This is a genomic window from Tolypothrix sp. PCC 7712, from assembly GCF_025860405.1.
GTDB classification, from domain to species: domain Bacteria; phylum Cyanobacteriota; class Cyanobacteriia; order Cyanobacteriales; family Nostocaceae; genus Aulosira; species Aulosira diplosiphon.
On record NZ_CP063785.1, the window covers coordinates 1302716 to 1321800 of the forward strand.

A 19085-nucleotide genomic window follows, 5' to 3' on the forward strand; every position below is an offset into this window, starting at 1 on the left:
GGAAAATACAAAAACCTTTCCCCCTTACCCCTTACCCTTTCCCCCTTACCTATTGTTAAACCTGACTTTCTACAGGCTGCTGAACAGGAGTGATTGCAGCCATCTTTCTACCGTAGCTAATAGCAATCAAAGCTGTAACATTCATAAACAGACTGTAAATCGCTGCTGGTATTGCCATATCAGGATTATTGAGTAACCCAGCAGTAATTGCGATCGCTAACGTGCCATTTTGGATGCCAACTTCAATGACAATGCAGATTTGCTGTGGCAGATTGAGGTTAAATAGCTTGCCAATATAAAATCCTGCCAACATTGAGATCACATTTAACAGCGCTACACCAACTCCCACTTGCACAATAAAGCTAGGTAGACGATTCCACTCCCGAATAATCAGCAGCAGAATAATTAACGCTAAGAAAGAAACTGCTAGACGATTAGTTACTTTTTCTAGACGACGAGCCACTTCTGGAAATAGCTGCCGCACTCCCATTCCCAACCCTATAGGTAGCAGCGTCATCAGAAAAATTTGTAGTATGGTAGCACCAATGGGTAAAGCGATCGCAGCTGTCTCTCCCATGAAGTGCTGGTATGCTAGGTTTCCTACTACTGGAATTGTAAATACTGTAATCACACTGCTAAAAGCTGTGAGAGTCACTGAAAGGGCAACATCACCCTTAGCCAAGAATGTGATGACATTTGAGGATACCCCACCTGGACATAATGCCACGATCATTAACCCCATTGCGATCGTAGGTTGCATGGGTACAACTTTAGTAATGATGAAAGCAATAATTGGTAAAAAAACTAACTGACTAATCAAGCCAATAGCGACAGCTTTAGGATACTTCTTTATACGTTGGAAATCTTCTGGAATCAGAGATAAACCCATTCCTAGCATAATGATAGCCAGGGCAATAGGTAAAACAACGGCCGTCAAAAAGCTGGCTTCCATAATCAATTTTGTATTTATTTGACAAAATTGATGATATCAGAATGTTTACCTAGCAATTACACACTAATAATAGGTTATTTGAATACTGATGAAAGTAAGCTAGGTCTAGCTTGTTTTTAATTAGACTCTATACTCTTACCATTCAGCATCTTTAGCACTTCCTGAATAATTTCGGACTGCTGTTGAGCATCTTCTGATTGTTGTTCTAATCTTTTTGCTGCTAAAGATAAATTGCGATCGCATTGCTGGGCATTGCCCCATATAATGCATCATCAGGGCGCTGCACAATAGCTACACCATCCCGCATTTTTACCGCCATTAATCCTGCTGTTCCATCATCAAGTAAACCCGTTAGTACATAAAAGCTATATACGGCGCGTGTTGTACAAAAATCTTCGCCCTCATCCCCTAACCCCTTCTCCCCGAGGAGAAGGGGAACTAAATCTCTTGCTCCCTTCTCCCTGTGGGAGAGGGGCTGGGGGTGAGGGCGAAACCTTTGCACAAAGCGGGTTTCACGTTAAGTTGACACCAATGGGCAATGCCTTGCCCTTAGAATTCTCTGTACCTCACCAACTTGCAATCTGCTGTAAAAATTTGAAACCTGATTGCAAAAGATAAATTTACACAAGCCATAGCTAGCATAATTCTCAATCCGTCTTCTCCCAAAGGGAGAGGCTACGCCAAGGAAAGTTTGCTCAAGTCGGGGAACCCGCCCACGCAACGCCAGTTGCTTCAAGCCGGGGAACCCGTCCAACGCACTGGCTCAACTTTCCGCAAAATCCAAAATCTAAAATCCAAAATTAAATTATCCCTTCACACACAAAACTTGTTTGAGTGTCGCTACAACTTCCACCAAATCAGCTTGATTTGCCATTACTTGCTCAATTGGTTTGTAAGCACCAGGAATTTCATCTAATACGCCTTCATCTTTACGGCATTCTATACCCTTAGTTTGCTCAATTAAATCATCAAGAGTATAGGCATTCTTTGCCTTATTTCTCGACATTAAACGTCCGGCACCGTGAGAGCAAGAACAGAAGCTATGAGTATTACCTTTACCTTTAACAATGAAAGATTTAGCTCCCATTGAACCAGGAATTATGCCATAATCTTCAGTTTGCGCGCGGACTGCACCTTTACGAGTGACATAAACATCTTCGCCAAAATGTACTTCTTTTTCGGCGTAATTATGATGGCAATTTACTACTAATAAAGGTTTAGTTACTTTACCACCAGCAAGATGTTTTTCAATAATCCGTTTAAATCGCGCCATCATTACATCACGATTGAAACGCGCATATTCCTGCGCCCATTGTAAATCGTTCCAGTAAGCTTCAAATTCTGGAGTGCCAGCTACAAAATGCGCTAAATCTGGATCGGGTAAATTATTATTTGCCAGCTTCGCTAATTCTTTCGCTGTATTAATATGGCACTGCGCCAAATTATTGCCAATATTGCGCGAACCAGAATGTAGCATCAACCAAACGTAATTCTCTGTATCGAGGCAAACCTCAATAAAATGGTTCAATTTGTTACTGATTGCTTGCTTTGCTTATTTAGTCTCCACAGTCTTAGTTCAATACTATTTCGACTTCTGCCTAGCACTTTCATTGAAGACTCAATTGGATGATTAGTAATGTACTTATCTTCTTCAGGTGTCCAAAATTTTCTATTTGTGACACACCTCATATTAGCAGGACGGCTCCAATTTAACACTTCATTAGCCTTGATGAGTTTTCTAGATAAAGCTAGACAACCATCATAGTACAAATGCTTTGCTAGTTTTTGAGCATCTTCTTTGTACACTACTATGTTGTAAATGCTATCTCTCGTATTTCTGTTAGAAGTCTTTACTTTGCCTGTAATTTGGCTAATTAATTCTATATACTCAACAACAATATGTGAGCTAGAAGTAACGAAAGATAGAAAAGGAAAGCCTTTGCAAGTTAGCCCTAGCGATCCATCTCCGTCTATTAGACCTCTAAAGTAATCTACTTTTGAGAAACTACAACTAGGAGTTTTGATTAACTCCGATTTACATCCATTTGGTAAACCCCATAATTCAAGATAATCTCGAAATCGTTTATCATAAACTCTCCAAATAACTGATGTATGATTATTACTAAAATTAGTTTTTCGTACACGCTCAGTAATTGAAGAATTGAACGGTAAGAGGCTCTTGAATGCCCACAGTATATGTTCATCTTTCTTGTTGACCTCTATACTTAGACGACCTCGATCGCGAGTGTTATTGTACAGATGTCCATCAGTTTGGATGAAGGCAAATAAGTAAGCGTAATAGGGATTGTCAAGATTGATATCAGTGGGTTTCATTAAACCACAATATCATAGATGAAAGTTGCAATCGATCAAGGCATTTCTGCTTGATTCTATACCTTCCTATTCGGTATAGTTCGGAGCACACCTTCATCCTAAATTATTTAGGATGCTCAAGTCCCTCTGCTCTCTACGGGGCGTTTTACCGCTTCCCTCGGTATTAGCAATCTCAGCCTTCACCGATTTGGACGAGTTTTGATTACTGCATTACTACAGTAAGGGGCAATGTTTTACCCCCTCCCAGAGAACCCATTTGTTTCATTGCTTTACTTTCCAGATTTTGCACACCACGATGCAAATCTTTAAAATCACTCCAGCGTTGCCAATTAGTTACAGATTTTTCAACTTCTTTATTTTCGTTGAATCCAGTAGGAATTGCCGCTTCAAGCTCTAGGCGAATTTTCTTGAGTTTACCTTCAAGTTTTTCAGCAGTAAATGGCATTTTCATCGCCGCCATCCCGCAACCAATATCTACACCAACAGCAGCAGGTATAATTGCTTCTTTTGTAGCAAGTACAGAACCTACTAAAGCACCTTTACCTAAATGCACATCTGGCATCAAAGCTACGTGTTTAAATACAAATGGCAGCGATGCTACATTCTTAGCCATTTTGGTTTCTTCATTACCCAAAGCGTGATTCGCCCAAGATAATACTGGTGTTGGTGCAGAAATCTCTAATTTTTCGTAGGGCATAATTTGATTAATTTCTAGTTTTTGAGTGTAATTTGAAATTTAAGGTAAAACTACGTATTTTTGTCAGCATTCATCGTGTAAATTTACATATAATATGGTTTTTGCTTAACTTCCACACAATGAGGAAGCTTAACCAGTTGTGGGAAGCTTGAATCAGCTACACTACAAATGTAGTATTTGTATTCTGAAAATGTCAACTCCAGCATCAAAGCTGTCCTGAATCAGGAATTACGATCTGCGTTAGTATTCGCGTAGTACCTTGTAGATCAGCCGAAGGCATCGCTTCCCAATAACGGCAGATTTCTGAGAAATATATTAAAATTTGTAAATAATAGCACTGTGGTTTCCATCACCTATCTACGATTTGGCGCAATTCTATGGCGGTTCCTCAACATAAAATCTGGGAACGTTTGATATCCCCTGTAGTCAGCTTTTTAATTGATGAAGAGGGATTAGAGCGGTATGCTTTGAGTATTGACTGGAAAAAACAGAGCGATCGCTTCCATAGAGATGATGTAATCTTACCCTCTTACTACAGTAGCTATAAATTTCGCAGCATTGAGGGTGGCTATCTCAACCCCAAGGTAGTAGTTTCCTACGATCCAATTCTCCAATATTTGCTGCCACCAAATGAAACCCTTGTGCGCCAAGCTGTAATTGATACAATTCAAGTCCAGCCACGACGCATACTAGATTTGGGTTGTGGTACAGGTTCAACCACCTTGATGTTAAAACAGGCTTTCCCCCAAGCCCAAGTCATCGGCTTAGATTTATCTGCTTATATGTTGGTAATGGCAGAACATAAAGCCACAAGTGCTGGTTTAGACATACTGTGGCGACATGGTAATGCTGAAAAAACCGCCTTTCCTGATGCTTCTTTTGACTTAGTAACAGCTTCTTTATTATTTCGCGAAATCCCCACAACCGTATCCCAAAACATTTTGCGCGAATGTTTCCGATTGCTGGTAGTTGGGGGACAAGTATTAATTTTAGATAGTAATCAAAAGGCCCTGCGTCAGCTAGAATGGCTCAAAGAAGTGTTTGAGGAGCCTTATCTGCGGGACTATGCTGCTTTCAATCTCCATGAGAGCATGAATCAAGCAGGATTTTTGGCTTTATCAAGCAAAGATGTTTGGTGGATGCATCAAGTAACTAGTGGCGTAAAACCCATATCCAAAGTTGATGTAACTAAATACAATACAGTTAAACAGTCCGTATCAAAATCAACAGATGGCAAAATCGATAATAATGATTTAGAGGATCTTGGCTCCCCAGTTTTTGGCATAAAGGCATGAGTTTAAAGGCGATTTTATTTGATTTTAATGGTGTCATCATTAAAGATGAGCAAATCCACCTGCGCTTGATCGATGAGATTCTGATTCAAGAAAATCTCCAACCGCAACGGGACAGCGAACGTCAAGCTTCTTTAGGACGCAGTGACCGCGCCTGTTTTCAAGAACTATTGTACAATCGCGGTCGTGTCCTCAGCGAAGAATATTTAACTCAGTTACTCCAGCAAAAGGCGCAGATGTATGTCCAAGAACTAGATCAGCTGGAAAAACTGCCTTTATACTCAGGTGTAGACGACTTGATATTTCAAGCGCGCTCCCATAATCTCAAACTAGGGCTAGTTAGTGGTGCAATTCGCCAAGAAATAGATATAGTACTGCAACGCGCACAATTAACTGAATATTTTCCCGTCATAGTTGCGGGAGACGATATCACTACCAGTAAACCAGAACCGGATGGTTATTTGTTGGCAGTAACACGTCTCAACCAAAAATACCCCGACTTGAATCTACAAACAACAGAATGTTTAGTAATAGAAGATACCCCAGCTGGTATCCAAGCCGCAAAAAGAGCGCAAATGCAGGTAGTTGGCGTAGCTAATACTTACCCCTTCCATATGCTTCAGCGCTGTTGTAACTGGACTGTGGATTATTTGACAGATTTGGAACTAGAACGAGTGCAGGAAGTGTTTTCCCAGAAAGAGTTACAACCAACCGCAGATAAATGGTAAGATAGAAAATAGTGAATATGCATAATTTGAAGATTATTCCTCAAATTTCGCTATCTACAATCTTAGATAAGGGGAATTAGCTCAGTTGGTAGAGCGCTGCGATCGCACCGCAGAGGTCAGGGATTCGAGTTCCCTATTCTCCATTAACCTCAAATTTATACAGGATAAGGATTTCAAGTCTTTTGAACCAGGAATTCTAGATACCTGTATTGTCAATAATTATAGCTGAAAATGTGGCAAATCTGGATAATCCTAGATAATTACTAGATAAAGATTATCTAGAATCGGGGCAAATATGCCACGCAAATCCAGCAAAGAATTAGTCAAGGTTCAGTCTAGCAACGGTAGGTTGAGACTGTATTGGTTATACGAAGGAAAAGCTTACTATCTATACTTAGGGCTACCAGATGGAGTTACAGCTCGTAACGTAGCTACCAGCAAAGCAGCTACTATCGCTAATGATATTATCAGCAACAACTTCGACCGCACTCTCAACAAGTACAAACCAGATGATCAAAGAACTGACCGTTTAAATGCGTCAGAGTTAATGGAACGATTTACCGACAGCAAACGTAGTTCTTTAGATACCCAAACACTGACTAAGTACAAAATCATTGCCGATCACCTAAGCGAAGTTTTCAAAAATAAGCTTGCACACGACATTAACGAAACACATGCTGAGAAGTTTAAGCAATTTCTTTTGGAACGACAAAAGCCGATTACAGTTCGCGATCGCTTATCAGTCTTAAAGTCATGTTGGAATTGGGCTATCAAACAGAAGATGCTTCCTGAAAGCAATACCAACCCTTGGGCTGAAGTCCTTTTGGGATTAAAGGTACCCCAAAAGGCTCGCCCAAAACCTTTTACTAAACAAGAATGTCTGGCAATTCTTGAAGGTTTTCGCAATCACCCACACTATTGCCACTATGCAGACTACGTGGAGTTCATGTTTTTGACTGGCTGTAGACCTGGAGAAGCAATCGGGCTACAGTGGAAGCACCTTTGGGACGATTGCTCTGTAATGTGGATCGGAGAATCCTTTGTCAGAGGAACACGTAAGGATACAAAAAATGAGAAGGCCAGATATGTCAAACTTTCTCAACGTGTACAGGAGATTTTGCTGAATCGGCGTGGATCGCAATGGGAAGACGAAGCTTTAGTTTTCCCAGCACCGAAAGGTGGCCCAATGAACGATAATAATTTTTGCAAACGAGTATGGAAAGCAATATTGCAATCAGTAAAAGTTCCATATCGAAAACCCTACACAACTCGTTCTACATTAATTTCCCATTGGCTTCAAAATGGTGAAAATCCTGTGGTGATTGCTCAGTCCACAGGGCACGATGTTAAAGTGCTCCTAGATTCATATGCTGGGATTGTAATTCACCAACCCAAAACTCACGATTTTCTTAGTTAGCTCGTTTCCTTGCTTGATTGCAAGGCAATGACTTGAGATAGTAATCTATAGCCCGTTGATGGGAAGTAGGATCTTGCTGGTTAGCAAGCCAGTCAGTTAACAACTCTACGTTATAGCGCTTATGTCCTCCAGGAAGAACAGAGAAATGTACTCCTGCGATTAGTAATCCTCTATTGATATACTCAGCCAGAGCTTTTGCAGAAATACCTAAACGCTCTTGAATTTTAGAGGTAGAGACGAAATGATACTCCATTGGTTGCATCAAAGGTAAACTCTATAATCGAATGCCAAATTTAGCCCCACGTTCAAAGTGAGATAATTTCAATACACAATGTCCCTATCCGGCAACGCTATGCGATGATGCTCCCGACACTTTGAGATGTAACTATCATTTAGACAAAAGGCACAACTTGAATCTCTTAAGTGAAGCTGTTGTAGATGAACCCTGCACTTTGCTTCATTTATACATAATTTATCTATTTTTTGACAATTTTTTTTGGATATAAAATAATTAGATTTTTCCCAAAATGTATATTATGCTTCAGCTTTGATTTTTTTAATACTTAAGCTCAATGATATTTATGTAATGTGAAACCTTTTAGAGAAGGTCTTAGGGCGATCAAGGATCACATATGCTTTTTCAAATTAAGTATTTAAAGGTATAAGTCATAACCGAACACTGAAATTTTAGGACATTCTAGTATCCTGAATTGCTAATTCATTAGTATCTTTCTGCAAATAGCTTTCAGCAATTATAGAAAATTAATTTGCTACCTATATCACTAAGATAAAAATAATACTGTTCATGTAAGATGTTTCATTATTTACACATTCAGATTGTAACCCGTATTTTTTCAAGATAGATTTTAGAATGAATTATTAATTAAATTTTGTTCTATTTTTAGATGAAGAATACAAGGTGGATATCCTTGCTCACAAGTATTAGGTAAGTTCTTGTTATATATATTTTTATTGTAAATTGGCAAAATCATCTTTGACAATTAACCACATAATAGTTTGTGTAGTTCTATTGAAAATAGTCTTATAAGTGTTTGTATAAAATGTATTAACTAAAAAATCAAAAATATAATTCATGCATCTATCCAAAGATAGGCCAAAAAATTATTAAGCCCAATTTATTCCTTTAGGTAGATTTGGAGAAAATTTAATCTAGGCAAAATCTTGTAATAAGTATTAAACGCAACAAAGAAAATCGTTCAATTATTTCTCATACAGGGAAGCATTCGTGTACTTAAGCACGACTACCGCACTGGGCAAACATTACTGAACACTCACACAATCAAATCATGATGAAGAGCAGAAAAATCCGTGCCCTGGCAGTACGCATTTTGATCACTGACAAAGGAATCTCCTTGCAGCATCGATTACTCAACTTGAAAAATTGTCTACCAACACCACTGAAGAATAGTTTTCGTTCAACCAGCTTAAGTATTCCGCAGTTACCCCTACTCACCCATCAAGATGGCGATGGTTTGAAAACCGTCGTTGCCAGAAACTGTTGTATCTTCACTAAACTGTCGTCAGAAAGTGACTGATTATATTGGCAAAAACGACTTTCTGAACATAAATATGTCAAGGCTGGCATCGCTACTATTCACCCAAGTCACCCAAATCCGACTTACTTAATAACTGCCTGCACCGACTGGCTTCTGCTGGCTAATGTTTCTACTGCCGCAGATGCTACTTGAGCTACAGCCTCTGTGGGGAGCGATCGCAATTTAGTAATAATCTGCTGTAGCGCATCATCAGAAGGCAAATCTCCTTTTACTAGGTAGGTTTGCAGTTCCGCCAGCGTCCATCCTTTTAAAGCTGCCAGCTTCTCAAGATTTCCAGTATCAGGGAAAGCCAAGCCAGATTCCCAGAAATTAACGCAAGATTTACTCACACCCAACTGTTGAGAGAAACGACGTTGTGATGTAGCACCTCGTAGCCCTTTAATGAGTTCCGCTAATCTTTCTGCCTTGGTTGCCATATTAAGATTTTATACTTTTTCGGTGTGATTTTAGTGTCAAAGCTAATCAGAGCGTACCTAATGCGGTAAATTACTAAGAATAAGTGTCCAAGCAATTAGACATATATGACTAAATAATCAGTCAGTCGAGATTTTTCCGTAGTTATAAAAAGTCGGATGCCTCGTTTTTGAGACTTATGAACTTTTTATACTAATTGCGTTTAACTATGCCAATCCATGAAACAGGACGTGGAAGGGCAACATTTTCATAGCTATTGGGTGAGAGAACTATCTCGATTTTACTTTACTACATCTGGCATTTCTGATGGCGTGAAGAGTAACTGGCATCAGGATTTTTGGCAATTCTTTACAAAATTAGGGTTTCTATGAGTGTGACTTCCCAACCCAATTCAATTTTTCAATCATTTGACCCCAACTCTCTAAAACCCCATCCGTTGTATTTGTCGATTTATGGAGAAGCAGAGGATGTTTCTGATGTGATGAGATTAATTCAAAACGCTCAGTACCCTAGACCGCTACTGATAACCATTGAAAATACCATCATTAACGGGCATCCTTATTGGAAAGCGGCACTGTTATTGGGTTGGAATCAGATTCCAGTAGAAATCAGAGACTTTCCTCATCGGGAAGCTGAATTGGAAGCACTGTTGTTAGAAAATGCCGCTCGCAAAAAGACAACCGAACAAAAAGTGCGTGAAGCCATTGCTTGGGAACGAATCGAAAAAGCGAAAGCGAAACAACGACAACAGATTGCAGCAGCTACTACTAATAAAAAATTAGGCAGGAGTGTACAAACAACGCTTCAGGAAAATTTTCCTGTATCGTCTCCAGGACAAACCCGCGATCAAGTAGCAAAACTTGTAGGTTTAGGTAGTGGTCGTAACTATTCCAAGGCTAAAAAGGTAGTCACAGCAATAGATCAGCTCCGACAACAAGGTAATGACAAATCCGCTCATGATTTACGAAAAGCCTTGAATGAGCAAAGTGTAGATGCAGCAACTAAGCTGATAAAAGCACATCCATCCCAAAGTGGAAAACAAACAGATGACCCTCTTAAACGCAGTTGTTGGAATTGTCAATTTTGCAGTAAAGAACAGGTGAAGGATAACCACAGCTTCTACTGCTATAAATTTGGTTTGTTGAGTTTTCTAGAGAAGGATGCTCAAACAAGGGGCGAGGAATGCCTTGGATGGCAATATCGGTGGAGTGACTCTGAAGGTTGTCAATCTATACCGAAGAACTCGTATTTCACTCTCACACTGCCATCACACTTACAAATAATGTTTGAGGACGCAGCCAGAGCATCAGGAATGACTTTGGTGGACTGGACTTGTCATCATCTTTTACAAGCTGCCCAATCGTCGAAAATACCCTTAGAAGTCTAAAAAATAGCTTTGAAAAAGAATACAGAAGTCAGGATAAAGGAATCAGAATCAATTAGCCCTGATATAAAACCCTTGCATTCATATATAATTCATGCCTTCATTCTGAGTCCTAACTCCTGTATTCGTTTCGATAAATTCCAAATTGAGCCAATTTCATCACAACAAAACTTCAGTTCTATGCTTTGGCTAGCTCAAGTTGCCGTATTCAAGAGCCGAAACTCATGCCAGGAACTCCGAAAAAAGGCAAGCATTCAAGCAAAAAAAATCCATGTCCTGTTTGTGGAAATACCACAGGAAGTTGTAAGTTGAATGACGATGGTAGCCTTTATTGCTATCATTCTCTTGGTGACTCTGCGCCATCCGGTTACATCTACATCCGAGAGCTATCAAGTGGGATGGGGCAAGAGTTTATTACACCATTGGTGGCAGATGAATTATTTAGAGCTGCAACAGAGCTTCAAAACCGAGGAAAGAAAGCATCCAGCACAGAGATAGCCCAGTTGACAGGGCTGCCTAATTCTTGGGCTAGAGCATTACAACAAGCTTACCCATCAAAGTTTAGAGAATGTAATGACTACAACTACCATCGCTCCAGAATTGTAGTGAAACCCAAACATCAGATGCATAACAATCAACGCCAAAATCATCCTCAACCTCAGATGAAAGTTCTGAGTGAAGAAGAACGAGACAAACACTACCGGGTGATATTGACACAACTACAACTAACAGATGCTCACCACAATCATTTAACTGATGTGCGGAGACTGAGTGAATTTATTGATTTTATCGGCTTTCGCTCCTGGGAAACCAAGCAAGTGGAACACATCAGTGCTAATTTACCAGGTGTGGTCGAACGCAATGGTTCATTGTATTTATATGGTCAACCAGGATTATTCCTGCCAATTTATAACGAGCTAAGACAAATCATCGCGTTCCAACTACTTCCAGATGACCGAAGTAGTGGTAAGTATAAATGGGGGTCGTCCACACCTGTGGACGGTAATGGCCCAAGGTTAGATAACGGGGAAATGCCATTGGCGTTCTGTCATCCTTTATCAATTCAACTATCCTCTATTGGTTTAGCCGAGGGAGTTTTAAAAGCCCACTCAGTAGCTTGTCATCTTCAGCAAATCATTATCGGTGCGCCAGGAGCCGCTTGGGACTGTAGCCCAAAGTTATTGAGACGTTACCTGGAAAACATTGCACAAAGTAGAAATATATCCTTATCAAAATTGGTGATTGATTTGTATGTTGATGCGGGTATGATTTCAAATCGGCAGATCATGCTCCGCTATTATGAGACGGTCAAGTTGTTGCAAAAGTGGGGATGTAAAATTCGAGTTGGTTGGTGGGAACAGTTAACCAAAGATAAACAGGATATTGATGACTTGATTATTCAAGGAGGTCGTCATCAGATCACTTATATTTCAGTTGATGAATGGATCTCGCTGTGGCCTGATAACATCCGCAATGATTTTTTGTATAAAAACGTACAATTTAATACTGCGGATTGGGTAGCACCAGTGCAACATCCAGATAGGTCAGAGTTGGGATATTGGAAGAAAATTAAAGCCTCTGGTGGCGATGTCAAATGGCAATGGATTCCCAAAGCGGGTTTTAGTTTTATTGTCGAGCGGGAACTAATTGGAACTAACAATGCTTTTGGCGGATTAGTTCTACAGGTAAAGCGCAGTTATGACTCAGCAAATGAACAAGATAGGGTAGTAGTTCCTGCTGAAGCACTGCATCGAGTTACAGATTTTATTAATTGTCTGTCGCGTTCCACTGGCAAGGTTTATCTTGTCAATAAGTTAAAGCCAGAAGAACTTCACCAATATTTGCACAAAGAACTGGCAGCTTATCGAGAGCGTGGAGGTAAAGGATATAAATTATCAGAACGTCTCGGTCGGCAATCAGATGGCACTTGGGTATTTCCCAATTGTCAAATTAGCGCAGATGGAAAAAAGCAAACAGAGGAACAATCTCTTTGGGTTCTCAATGAGGCATTGATTGCTAAAGAAAAAATTCCTATCCCCAAAATCAACACAGAACACGAAGCAGAAGTTCTACCACGCTTAGTTTCGGCAATGCGAAACTTCTTTGGCGAATCAGGGTTTATGAGTGCATTCTTTACCACAGCATTCTCTGTGGCTGGACTATTTTATGATGAAATTCAGGAAGCAGAAGGATTTTTTCCAGTTTTAGGGCTGTATGGAGATGCGGGAACTGGAAAAACAGTCGCTGCTGTGACGGCACTTTCACTTTTAGGTTTTGACCATCGAGCGAAAATTAATCAAACCTCAGAAAGTGCCTATCACGAACGATTTAAACTCATGGGTGGGTTAACCCAGTTTCTCGATGATCCTGATAAAACTCAAATTTCCTGGGTTTGCCAACAAATTAAAACCCAATTTGGTGGTGGGTCACGTTCTGTACGAGAAAATAACCAAGATCCCCATAGTCCCTTGATAGTGGCTTCCAATTATTCCATAGGTGATAATGACCCCATAATTCTTTCAAGGTTGATTCGGTTGGAGTTTGCAGGAAACCCAAATCCCCCAGCTTTCCCAGAATTAAGAGCGATTTCCCGAATGTGTTCATCTGCCTTACCTGATTTCATCAAGCTTGGTTATCACCAACAAGGAATTAAGGATTTGGAATCACAGCTAATTTCCAAGTTACCCACAGCACACGCCAGGTTAGCATCAAGTTTGGCATTGGTTGGTTACTATGCTTTTCGCTTGGCTGAACTATCTGGTGTGGTTTTAGCAGAGGAAGTTTGGGCTTATTTGAGTTATTTGTGTGGCGAAGCAAATGAGGATGAATCTAAAAAATCCTCACTGGATGATTTTATCGATAAACTTTTGGTATTGCGATCGCAAACAGAAGTTGGTGAGTGGAATTGTCGCTTAATTACCGAAGATGGCAACCCAGAAAACCATAATTATAAATCGCTGGCAGTTTACATCCACTCGGTCTGGCCTGTCATGTCCCGTTACTTTAAATCAGAGTTACCATACAGCCAAAAGATGATTCGACAGCAAATCCAAAAAGCCGGTGGAAAAACTTACAGCAAACAGAAGTTTCATTGCGACAAAGACTCTTCCATCGCTTATCAACGTTGTCAACTAAATGTTAGGGCTGATGTCAATGGAGAGATTATCGTACCTAAATCTCCACAGATGGCTACTCGCAGTTGCGTGGAAATTCCTATTGAGTTGCTTCAAGGGCGAATAAATAGTTTTGAGTTAGCTGGTCAAACAAATTTTTCAGTTGATTATGGCAATAGTCAAAACTTGGTTACTATTTCCAATGAGGCTACAAGTTAGTTAAAAACGCAAATAGTAACTGCTGGGATATTTATCATACAAGCATTATGTAACTGTCTCAACCATTAGTTACTCAATTTAAACTCAAGTAAGAAAATAATATTTGTAATCGAATCTGACAAATAAACACAGAGCGGAAATACTTATTATTATTCAAACTAGGAATACTGACAGTTGCTCCACTGAAGATTTTTCATGCTAATTTTGGAGATGTAGAAACGCTTTGTATTCTTCCTAGTTAGCTTTTAAATCCGGAGTGATCAATGCTTCAAAGCTATGAAGCCATTATTGAAAATGGTCAAGTTAAGTGGCTAACAGATGAGCCTAAAATATCTAAAGCTCGTGTAATCGTCACGATTCTTTCAGATACCACACCACAAGTATCACGCCGTACTCCCCCTGCCGCGATCGCGGGTAAAGGTAAAACGTTGGGCGATTTGGTTAGCCCCATCGTTGAGGAACAGGATTGTCCAGGTCTCAAATAATCGTCCTCGATACTCATATTTGGGTATGGTTCATCACTCAAGAGTTTGAGCGATTTCCTGCCCACTGGCGAGACATTATTGAAACTGCTCTTGTGGTAAGTATTTCACCCCTATCATGCTATGAAGTTGCCTTGGCACAACAACGGGGACGACTAGAACTACCCTGCGCTGCCGAACAATGGTTTCAGGATGCTTTGGAGCCATCTGGAATTGTATTGCTGCCGATAACTGCTGAGATTGCCTACAAAGCAGTCAGCTTATCTCCTGTCCACAAAGATCCATTTGATCGCTTGATTATCGCCACAGCACTTGTTTATCAAGCGAAACTAGCTAGTATTGATGGCTTATTTACTCAGTATTCAGAACTCGATACATACTTGATGAAGTAGGCGATCTAATCGTATCCACAATTTTGAGATTCTATCGTTTACTAAAATTTTGCTATCAAAGAATAATCTGGTATTTTTTGTATTTGTTTACTATTGAAATAGTAATCATAGTAACCAAGTAAAACGAAAGCCCAAAACCTTTTAACAATGAATATTTCATTGGTTACTATTAATCAATTTTTAAATATTTAAGTTACTTGAATTACAGTAATATAGACAAAGAAGATATATTTCTATGTATGCTACGGATATTCGCTAGTAAATTTTCATCAAATTAATTACGTAATAATATACATTTTAAAGACAAAACTATACTCAAAAACTTTTTTTTGGGCATCTATACACAAACTAAAAGTTAATATTTTGACTTAATAAATCAATTATTGAATCGTATAAACATATGAGTTAAATATCCGGCAATTGGTTGATGTAAATTCAATCAATCGAAAGTTAATTATGGATATAGAATTTTTTTTATTCCTATGCTCTCGAAACCGTCTAAAGATTGTGAATTACGTCAAAGAAATCACGCTCGTTCATCTAGATTAATCCTGACGGCAACTACCACAACAATCATAGATGTAGTCATTAACCCAAGTTTGATTGGAATTACGACATTGGCTATTTCGACATTGGGAACGAGCGCAATATTTTTTCGGCGCGAGTTGGACGGTTTATTCAATACAATCGCCAAATTTTCTGGAAAATACAAAATAACTTCATCTGCATTAACAGTTTTGGGTGCATTTCTACTATTAGATGCTCTTTCCACAACCGCACAAGCACAATTTTTCCAAAATGCAGAAACTTGGATGACAGAGCAATTTACAGGTGCCCAAGAAGCAATTACTTTATCGTTTAACGTCCTACGAGGATTATTCATCCTGTACTTAGGAATTTCTTTGGTACGTGTTATCCAAGCAGCTCGTCAGGATGAAGATTGGCAAAATTTAGCCAGGACACCAATGATTATTTTGATTGCGGTGACTATGGGGGATATTCTGGCAAATTTAATTATTGGCGGTGGTACTGGAACCTGAACTAAAACTGGAGGATAAAAAAATGGAGGAAAAATCAAAATACCGTAAAGTTAATAGTACAGTGGGAAAAGTACCAAATATCGGAATATTCCCCGCAGATCAATTAATCCCTTGGGCAATAATTTGTGGAATTTCTTACTACTTAGCACATGGGCTATTTCGACTGAATTGGGTTTGGACTTGTGCAGCAGCAGCTTGGGGAATAGCAACTTGGTGGATACTTACAGCCAATGGCGCTTGGCATATTTTATCTAAATTTGTTGCAACTCCCCATTGGACGCGAGTGCGTGTGAGATATCAGAAAATATTGGATTTAAAGGAGTACTCAACCAAATCAAACGGTAGAAAATAATGAGCAATAAAGTTGGTAAACGCATACTTAGATTAACACCTCTTGAAGATTCATTTTCACTAGTTACAATGTTGCAAATTAATCTACAAGGGCGTTCAATTGGTGCTTATCTTCTACGCAAAGGAGTTGATAACTTCCTAATTCAATTTGGGTTTGAATGTACGGGTATTCATTCCACACTACGCAGCGAACAAATTGATCCAGTTTTTGATGCAATTGAATCGGGATTAAAAGATTTACCATCCTCTGAACGTTTAACCATCCATCTTAGTTCGTTTACCAACGATACATCACGACAGCAACAACTTAAGAATTTGAGCGATATTGCTCCTACCAAAGAACTGCAATATCTCTTGATGGGAGAACGATGCCGGACGCAACAATTAACAATTCAAGGAGTTCGCAAACCGAAAAAACTACATCTTTATTGCACCTACACAGTTGAAACCAACAGCACTGGTACAAGCGATGCGCTTGAAAAAGCTCTATCCAAATTAGAGCGTTCTTGGAAATCATTTACAGGAGAAATCAACGAACTACAATTTATCGCCATCGAACGCCTAATACACGCATCTTTTACCGATGGATTCCAACTATGGGAACAATTAATATCCAATAAAATGGGGCTAGATATCCGCCCAATAAATGCTGATAAACTTTGGTCAGAACTTTGGCAGCGATTTAACAACACACCACCCCGTCCAATTCCCCAACTTTTAATTCTCGATGAAAACGGACTGCGAGAGGAAATTTACTCAGATGTCGCCCCCACATCTTTCCTCATGGAGTCCGAATCATCCATCCCCATTGCAGATAGACGTTGGGTGCATCTCAAAGAAAAATACATTGCCGCCCTTACTTTTGTAAATAAACCCGGTGGTTGGGTGGATAAAGAACGACAAATGCATTATTTATGGGAGGTTTTATCAAGAGAAAGAGTTTACGACACCGAGATTTACTGTCAGTTGATGCGAGCTTCGGAAACGTTGGTAAAAACCAATATGCAGCGTTTAACGAAACAGGCAAATACATCAGCCGCACTTGCACAGAATAAAAACTCAGTTGACGTAAAATCACTACTCAACATCAAAAAATCTGTTGCGGCTCAAGAAGAACTTTATGAAGGTGCTGTTCCCATTCACGTAGCGACAGTATTTTTGGTATATCGCAAAACCCGCGAACAATTAGACGAAGCTTGTCGTTACTTACAATCCTGTTTTCTGAGTCCAGCTTGGGTTATCAGAGAAACCGAATATCCCTGGCGAATCTGGTTGCAAACTTTGCCGATAGTTTGGGAACGCTTGATGACTGCGCCTTTTAATCGCAGGTTAGTTTACTTAAGTGGCGAAGTACCAGGATTGATGCCACTGGTGCGAACCAAAGCTTGGGATAGTAGCGGTTTTGAATTAATCGCAGAAGAAGGAGGAACACCAGTATTTCTCGATTTGTACAACCAACACAAAAACTTGGGATTATTTGCTACCACCCGTGCAGGTAAAAGTGTTTTGGCATCAGGGATTCTTACGCAAGCCTTAGCGCACGGAATGCCTGTAGTAGCAATAGATTACCCAAAACCAGATGGAACTAGCACTTTTACTGACTACACTCGATTTATGGGTAAGGATGGTGCATATTTCGATATTGGTAAAGAGTCGAGTAATCTGTTCGAGTTGCCGAATTTACGCTCCTTGCCTACAAAATTGCAGCAAGAAAGGTTTGAAGATTATAAGGATTTTTTGGCCACAGCATTACTGGCAATGGTTGTAGGTAATCATGGTAGTGCCTCCTCACAAGTGCTGACAAATACTGTCCGTTCGATTATTGCTTTGGCTTTGAAAGCATTTTTTGGGGATGAATTAATCCGCGATCGCTATGCGGCTGCATACACTAACGGCTTTGGCTCGGACGAATGGTCTGCAATGCCGACATTGCATGATTTCTTGAGTTTCTGCTCCCACGAACGTTTACGGTTAGATTCCCTGAGTGGGGATACCAAAGCCGCTTTGGAAACCATACGGTTAAGGTTAAGATTCTGGCTTTCTAGTCGTGTAGGACAAGCGTTAGCACAACCATCTACCTTCCGCAGTGATGCTCATTTACTCATCTTTGCACTGCGTAATTTATCGAACGATCAAGATGCAGCCATTTTGAGTCTTAGTGCTTACAGTGCGGCATTACGACGAGCTTTAGCATCTCCGGCAAGCATCTTTTTCATTGATGAAAGCCCAATTTTATTTGAATTTGATGCGATCGCAGCTTTGGTTGGTAGGCTTTGTGCTAATGGTGCAAAAGCCGGAATCAGAGTAATTTTATCCGCCCAAGACCCCGATACGATCGCAAAATCTCCATCAGGTTCCAAGATTTTTCAAAACTTAACCACTCGACTTATCGGACGTATTCAACCGACTGCTGTTGATAGTTTTTCAAGCATTTTGAAGTATCCCCAGGAGATTATTTCTCGTAATGCCACAGAAAGTTTCTTTCCTAAAAAGGAGGGTTTTTATTCACAATGGCTGCTGGATGATAACGGAATATTTACTTTTTGTCGTTATTATCCAGCATTTAATTTATTAGCGGTAGTGGCAAATAATCCTTCTGAGCAAGAGCAGAGAACACAAGCATTGTCGAAGTATCCAGATAAATTTGTTGCTTTGACAGAGCTTTCTAGGCAACTAGTAAAAACAAAGTAGTT

Annotated in this window: 15 protein-coding genes, 1 tRNA gene and 3 pseudogenes; 12 read left to right on the top strand and 7 right to left on the bottom strand. The window is 39.8% G+C overall.

Going from position 1 to position 19085, the window contains the following annotated elements; translation table 11 throughout:
• Positions 1-55 precede the first annotated feature (55 nt).
• From HGR01_RS05150 to HGR01_RS05170, 5 genes and pseudogenes are all read right to left on the bottom strand, one after another.
• Positions 56-952 carry a bile acid:sodium symporter family protein gene (locus HGR01_RS05150; RefSeq protein ID WP_045872494.1) on the bottom strand — a complete coding sequence of 299 codons (897 nt, stop codon included), beginning with the start codon at positions 950-952 and terminating at the stop codon, positions 56-58.
• 235 nt (positions 953-1187) lie between these two features.
• A pseudogene (locus HGR01_RS05155) lies at positions 1188-1310 on the bottom strand (chemotaxis protein CheB); the annotation flags it as partial.
• A 447-nt stretch (positions 1311-1757) separates the two neighbouring features.
• A pseudogene (locus tag HGR01_RS05160) lies at positions 1758-2477 on the bottom strand (RtcB family protein); the annotation flags it as partial.
• Positions 2477-3286: an LAGLIDADG family homing endonuclease gene (locus HGR01_RS05165; RefSeq protein ID WP_045872492.1), complete on the bottom strand. Its 810-nt coding sequence runs from the start codon at positions 3284-3286 to the stop codon at positions 2477-2479. The gene HGR01_RS05165 and the pseudogene HGR01_RS05160, both read right to left, overlap by 1 nt.
• Positions 3287-3521: 235 nt before the next feature.
• Positions 3522-3983 (bottom strand): annotated as a pseudogene (locus HGR01_RS05170) (RtcB family protein); the annotation flags it as partial.
• Positions 3984-4360: 377 nt separating this feature from the next.
• Here HGR01_RS05170 and HGR01_RS05175 point away from each other — a divergent pair.
• The 4 genes from HGR01_RS05175 to HGR01_RS05190 all read left to right on the top strand — a co-directional run bounded on the left by HGR01_RS05175 (position 4361) and on the right by HGR01_RS05190 (position 7420).
• The gene (locus HGR01_RS05175; RefSeq protein ID WP_045872491.1) at positions 4361-5278 is read left to right on the top strand and encodes a class I SAM-dependent methyltransferase; all 918 of its coding nucleotides are present in this window, start codon (positions 4361-4363) and stop codon (positions 5276-5278) included.
• On the top strand, positions 5275-6003 hold the full coding sequence (locus HGR01_RS05180; protein WP_045872490.1) for an HAD family hydrolase: 729 nt from the start codon (positions 5275-5277) through the stop codon (positions 6001-6003). The genes HGR01_RS05175 and HGR01_RS05180 overlap by 4 nt, the downstream gene beginning before the upstream one ends.
• 70 nt (positions 6004-6073) lie before the next feature.
• Positions 6074-6146: transfer RNA gene (locus HGR01_RS05185), tRNA-Ala, on the top strand.
• A 152-nt stretch (positions 6147-6298) separates the two neighbouring features.
• Positions 6299-7420, top strand: a complete 1122-nt coding sequence (locus HGR01_RS05190; RefSeq protein WP_045872489.1) for a tyrosine-type recombinase/integrase — start codon at positions 6299-6301, stop codon at positions 7418-7420.
• Here HGR01_RS05190 and HGR01_RS05195 read toward each other — a convergent pair.
• Positions 7413-7685, bottom strand: a complete 273-nt coding sequence (locus HGR01_RS05195) for a hypothetical protein (RefSeq protein WP_168161011.1) — start codon at positions 7683-7685, stop codon at positions 7413-7415. The two genes, HGR01_RS05190 and HGR01_RS05195, sit on opposite strands and share 8 nt — an antisense overlap.
• A 1042-nt stretch (positions 7686-8727) precedes the next feature.
• On the opposite strand from HGR01_RS05195, the gene HGR01_RS05200 reads away from it, so the two are divergent.
• The gene (locus HGR01_RS05200) at positions 8728-8976 is read left to right on the top strand and encodes a hypothetical protein (RefSeq protein ID WP_155539465.1); all 249 of its coding nucleotides are present in this window, start codon (positions 8728-8730) and stop codon (positions 8974-8976) included.
• Positions 8977-9059: 83 nt separating this feature from the next.
• On the opposite strand, the gene HGR01_RS05205 is transcribed toward HGR01_RS05200, so the two are convergent.
• Positions 9060-9413, bottom strand: a complete 354-nt coding sequence (locus HGR01_RS05205) for a helix-turn-helix domain-containing protein (RefSeq protein ID WP_045872487.1) — start codon at positions 9411-9413, stop codon at positions 9060-9062.
• A gap of 365 nt (positions 9414-9778) precedes the next feature.
• Between HGR01_RS05205 and HGR01_RS05210 the strand changes: the two genes are divergently transcribed.
• The 7 genes from HGR01_RS05210 to HGR01_RS05240 all read left to right on the top strand — a co-directional run bounded on the left by HGR01_RS05210 (position 9779) and on the right by HGR01_RS05240 (position 19083).
• Positions 9779-10798 (top strand): ParB N-terminal domain-containing protein, encoded by a 1020-nt coding sequence (locus tag HGR01_RS05210; protein WP_052335318.1) that lies wholly within the window; start codon positions 9779-9781, stop codon positions 10796-10798.
• 221 nt (positions 10799-11019) lie between these two features.
• Entirely contained in the window at positions 11020-14127 is a 3108-nt protein-coding gene (locus HGR01_RS05215) for a hypothetical protein (RefSeq protein WP_168161010.1), read from the top strand.
• Between the two features lie 263 nt (positions 14128-14390).
• On the top strand, positions 14391-14612 hold the full coding sequence (locus HGR01_RS05220; RefSeq protein WP_045872485.1) for a hypothetical protein: 222 nt from the start codon (positions 14391-14393) through the stop codon (positions 14610-14612).
• The gene (locus tag HGR01_RS05225) at positions 14594-15001 is read left to right on the top strand and encodes a type II toxin-antitoxin system VapC family toxin (protein WP_045872484.1); all 408 of its coding nucleotides are present in this window, start codon (positions 14594-14596) and stop codon (positions 14999-15001) included. Before HGR01_RS05220 ends, HGR01_RS05225 begins: the two co-directional genes overlap by 19 nt.
• Before the next feature lie 482 nt (positions 15002-15483).
• Positions 15484-16041 carry a hypothetical protein gene (locus tag HGR01_RS05230; RefSeq protein WP_045872483.1) on the top strand — a complete coding sequence of 186 codons (558 nt, stop codon included), beginning with the start codon at positions 15484-15486 and terminating at the stop codon, positions 16039-16041.
• A 22-nt stretch (positions 16042-16063) separates the two neighbouring features.
• Positions 16064-16393, top strand: coding sequence for a hypothetical protein (locus HGR01_RS05235; RefSeq protein ID WP_045872710.1), 330 nt, complete (start codon positions 16064-16066; stop codon positions 16391-16393).
• Positions 16393-19083, top strand: coding sequence for a hypothetical protein (locus HGR01_RS05240; RefSeq protein WP_045872482.1), 2691 nt, complete (start codon positions 16393-16395; stop codon positions 19081-19083). The genes HGR01_RS05235 and HGR01_RS05240 overlap by 1 nt, the downstream gene beginning before the upstream one ends.
• Positions 19084-19085: the final 2 nt, after the last annotated feature.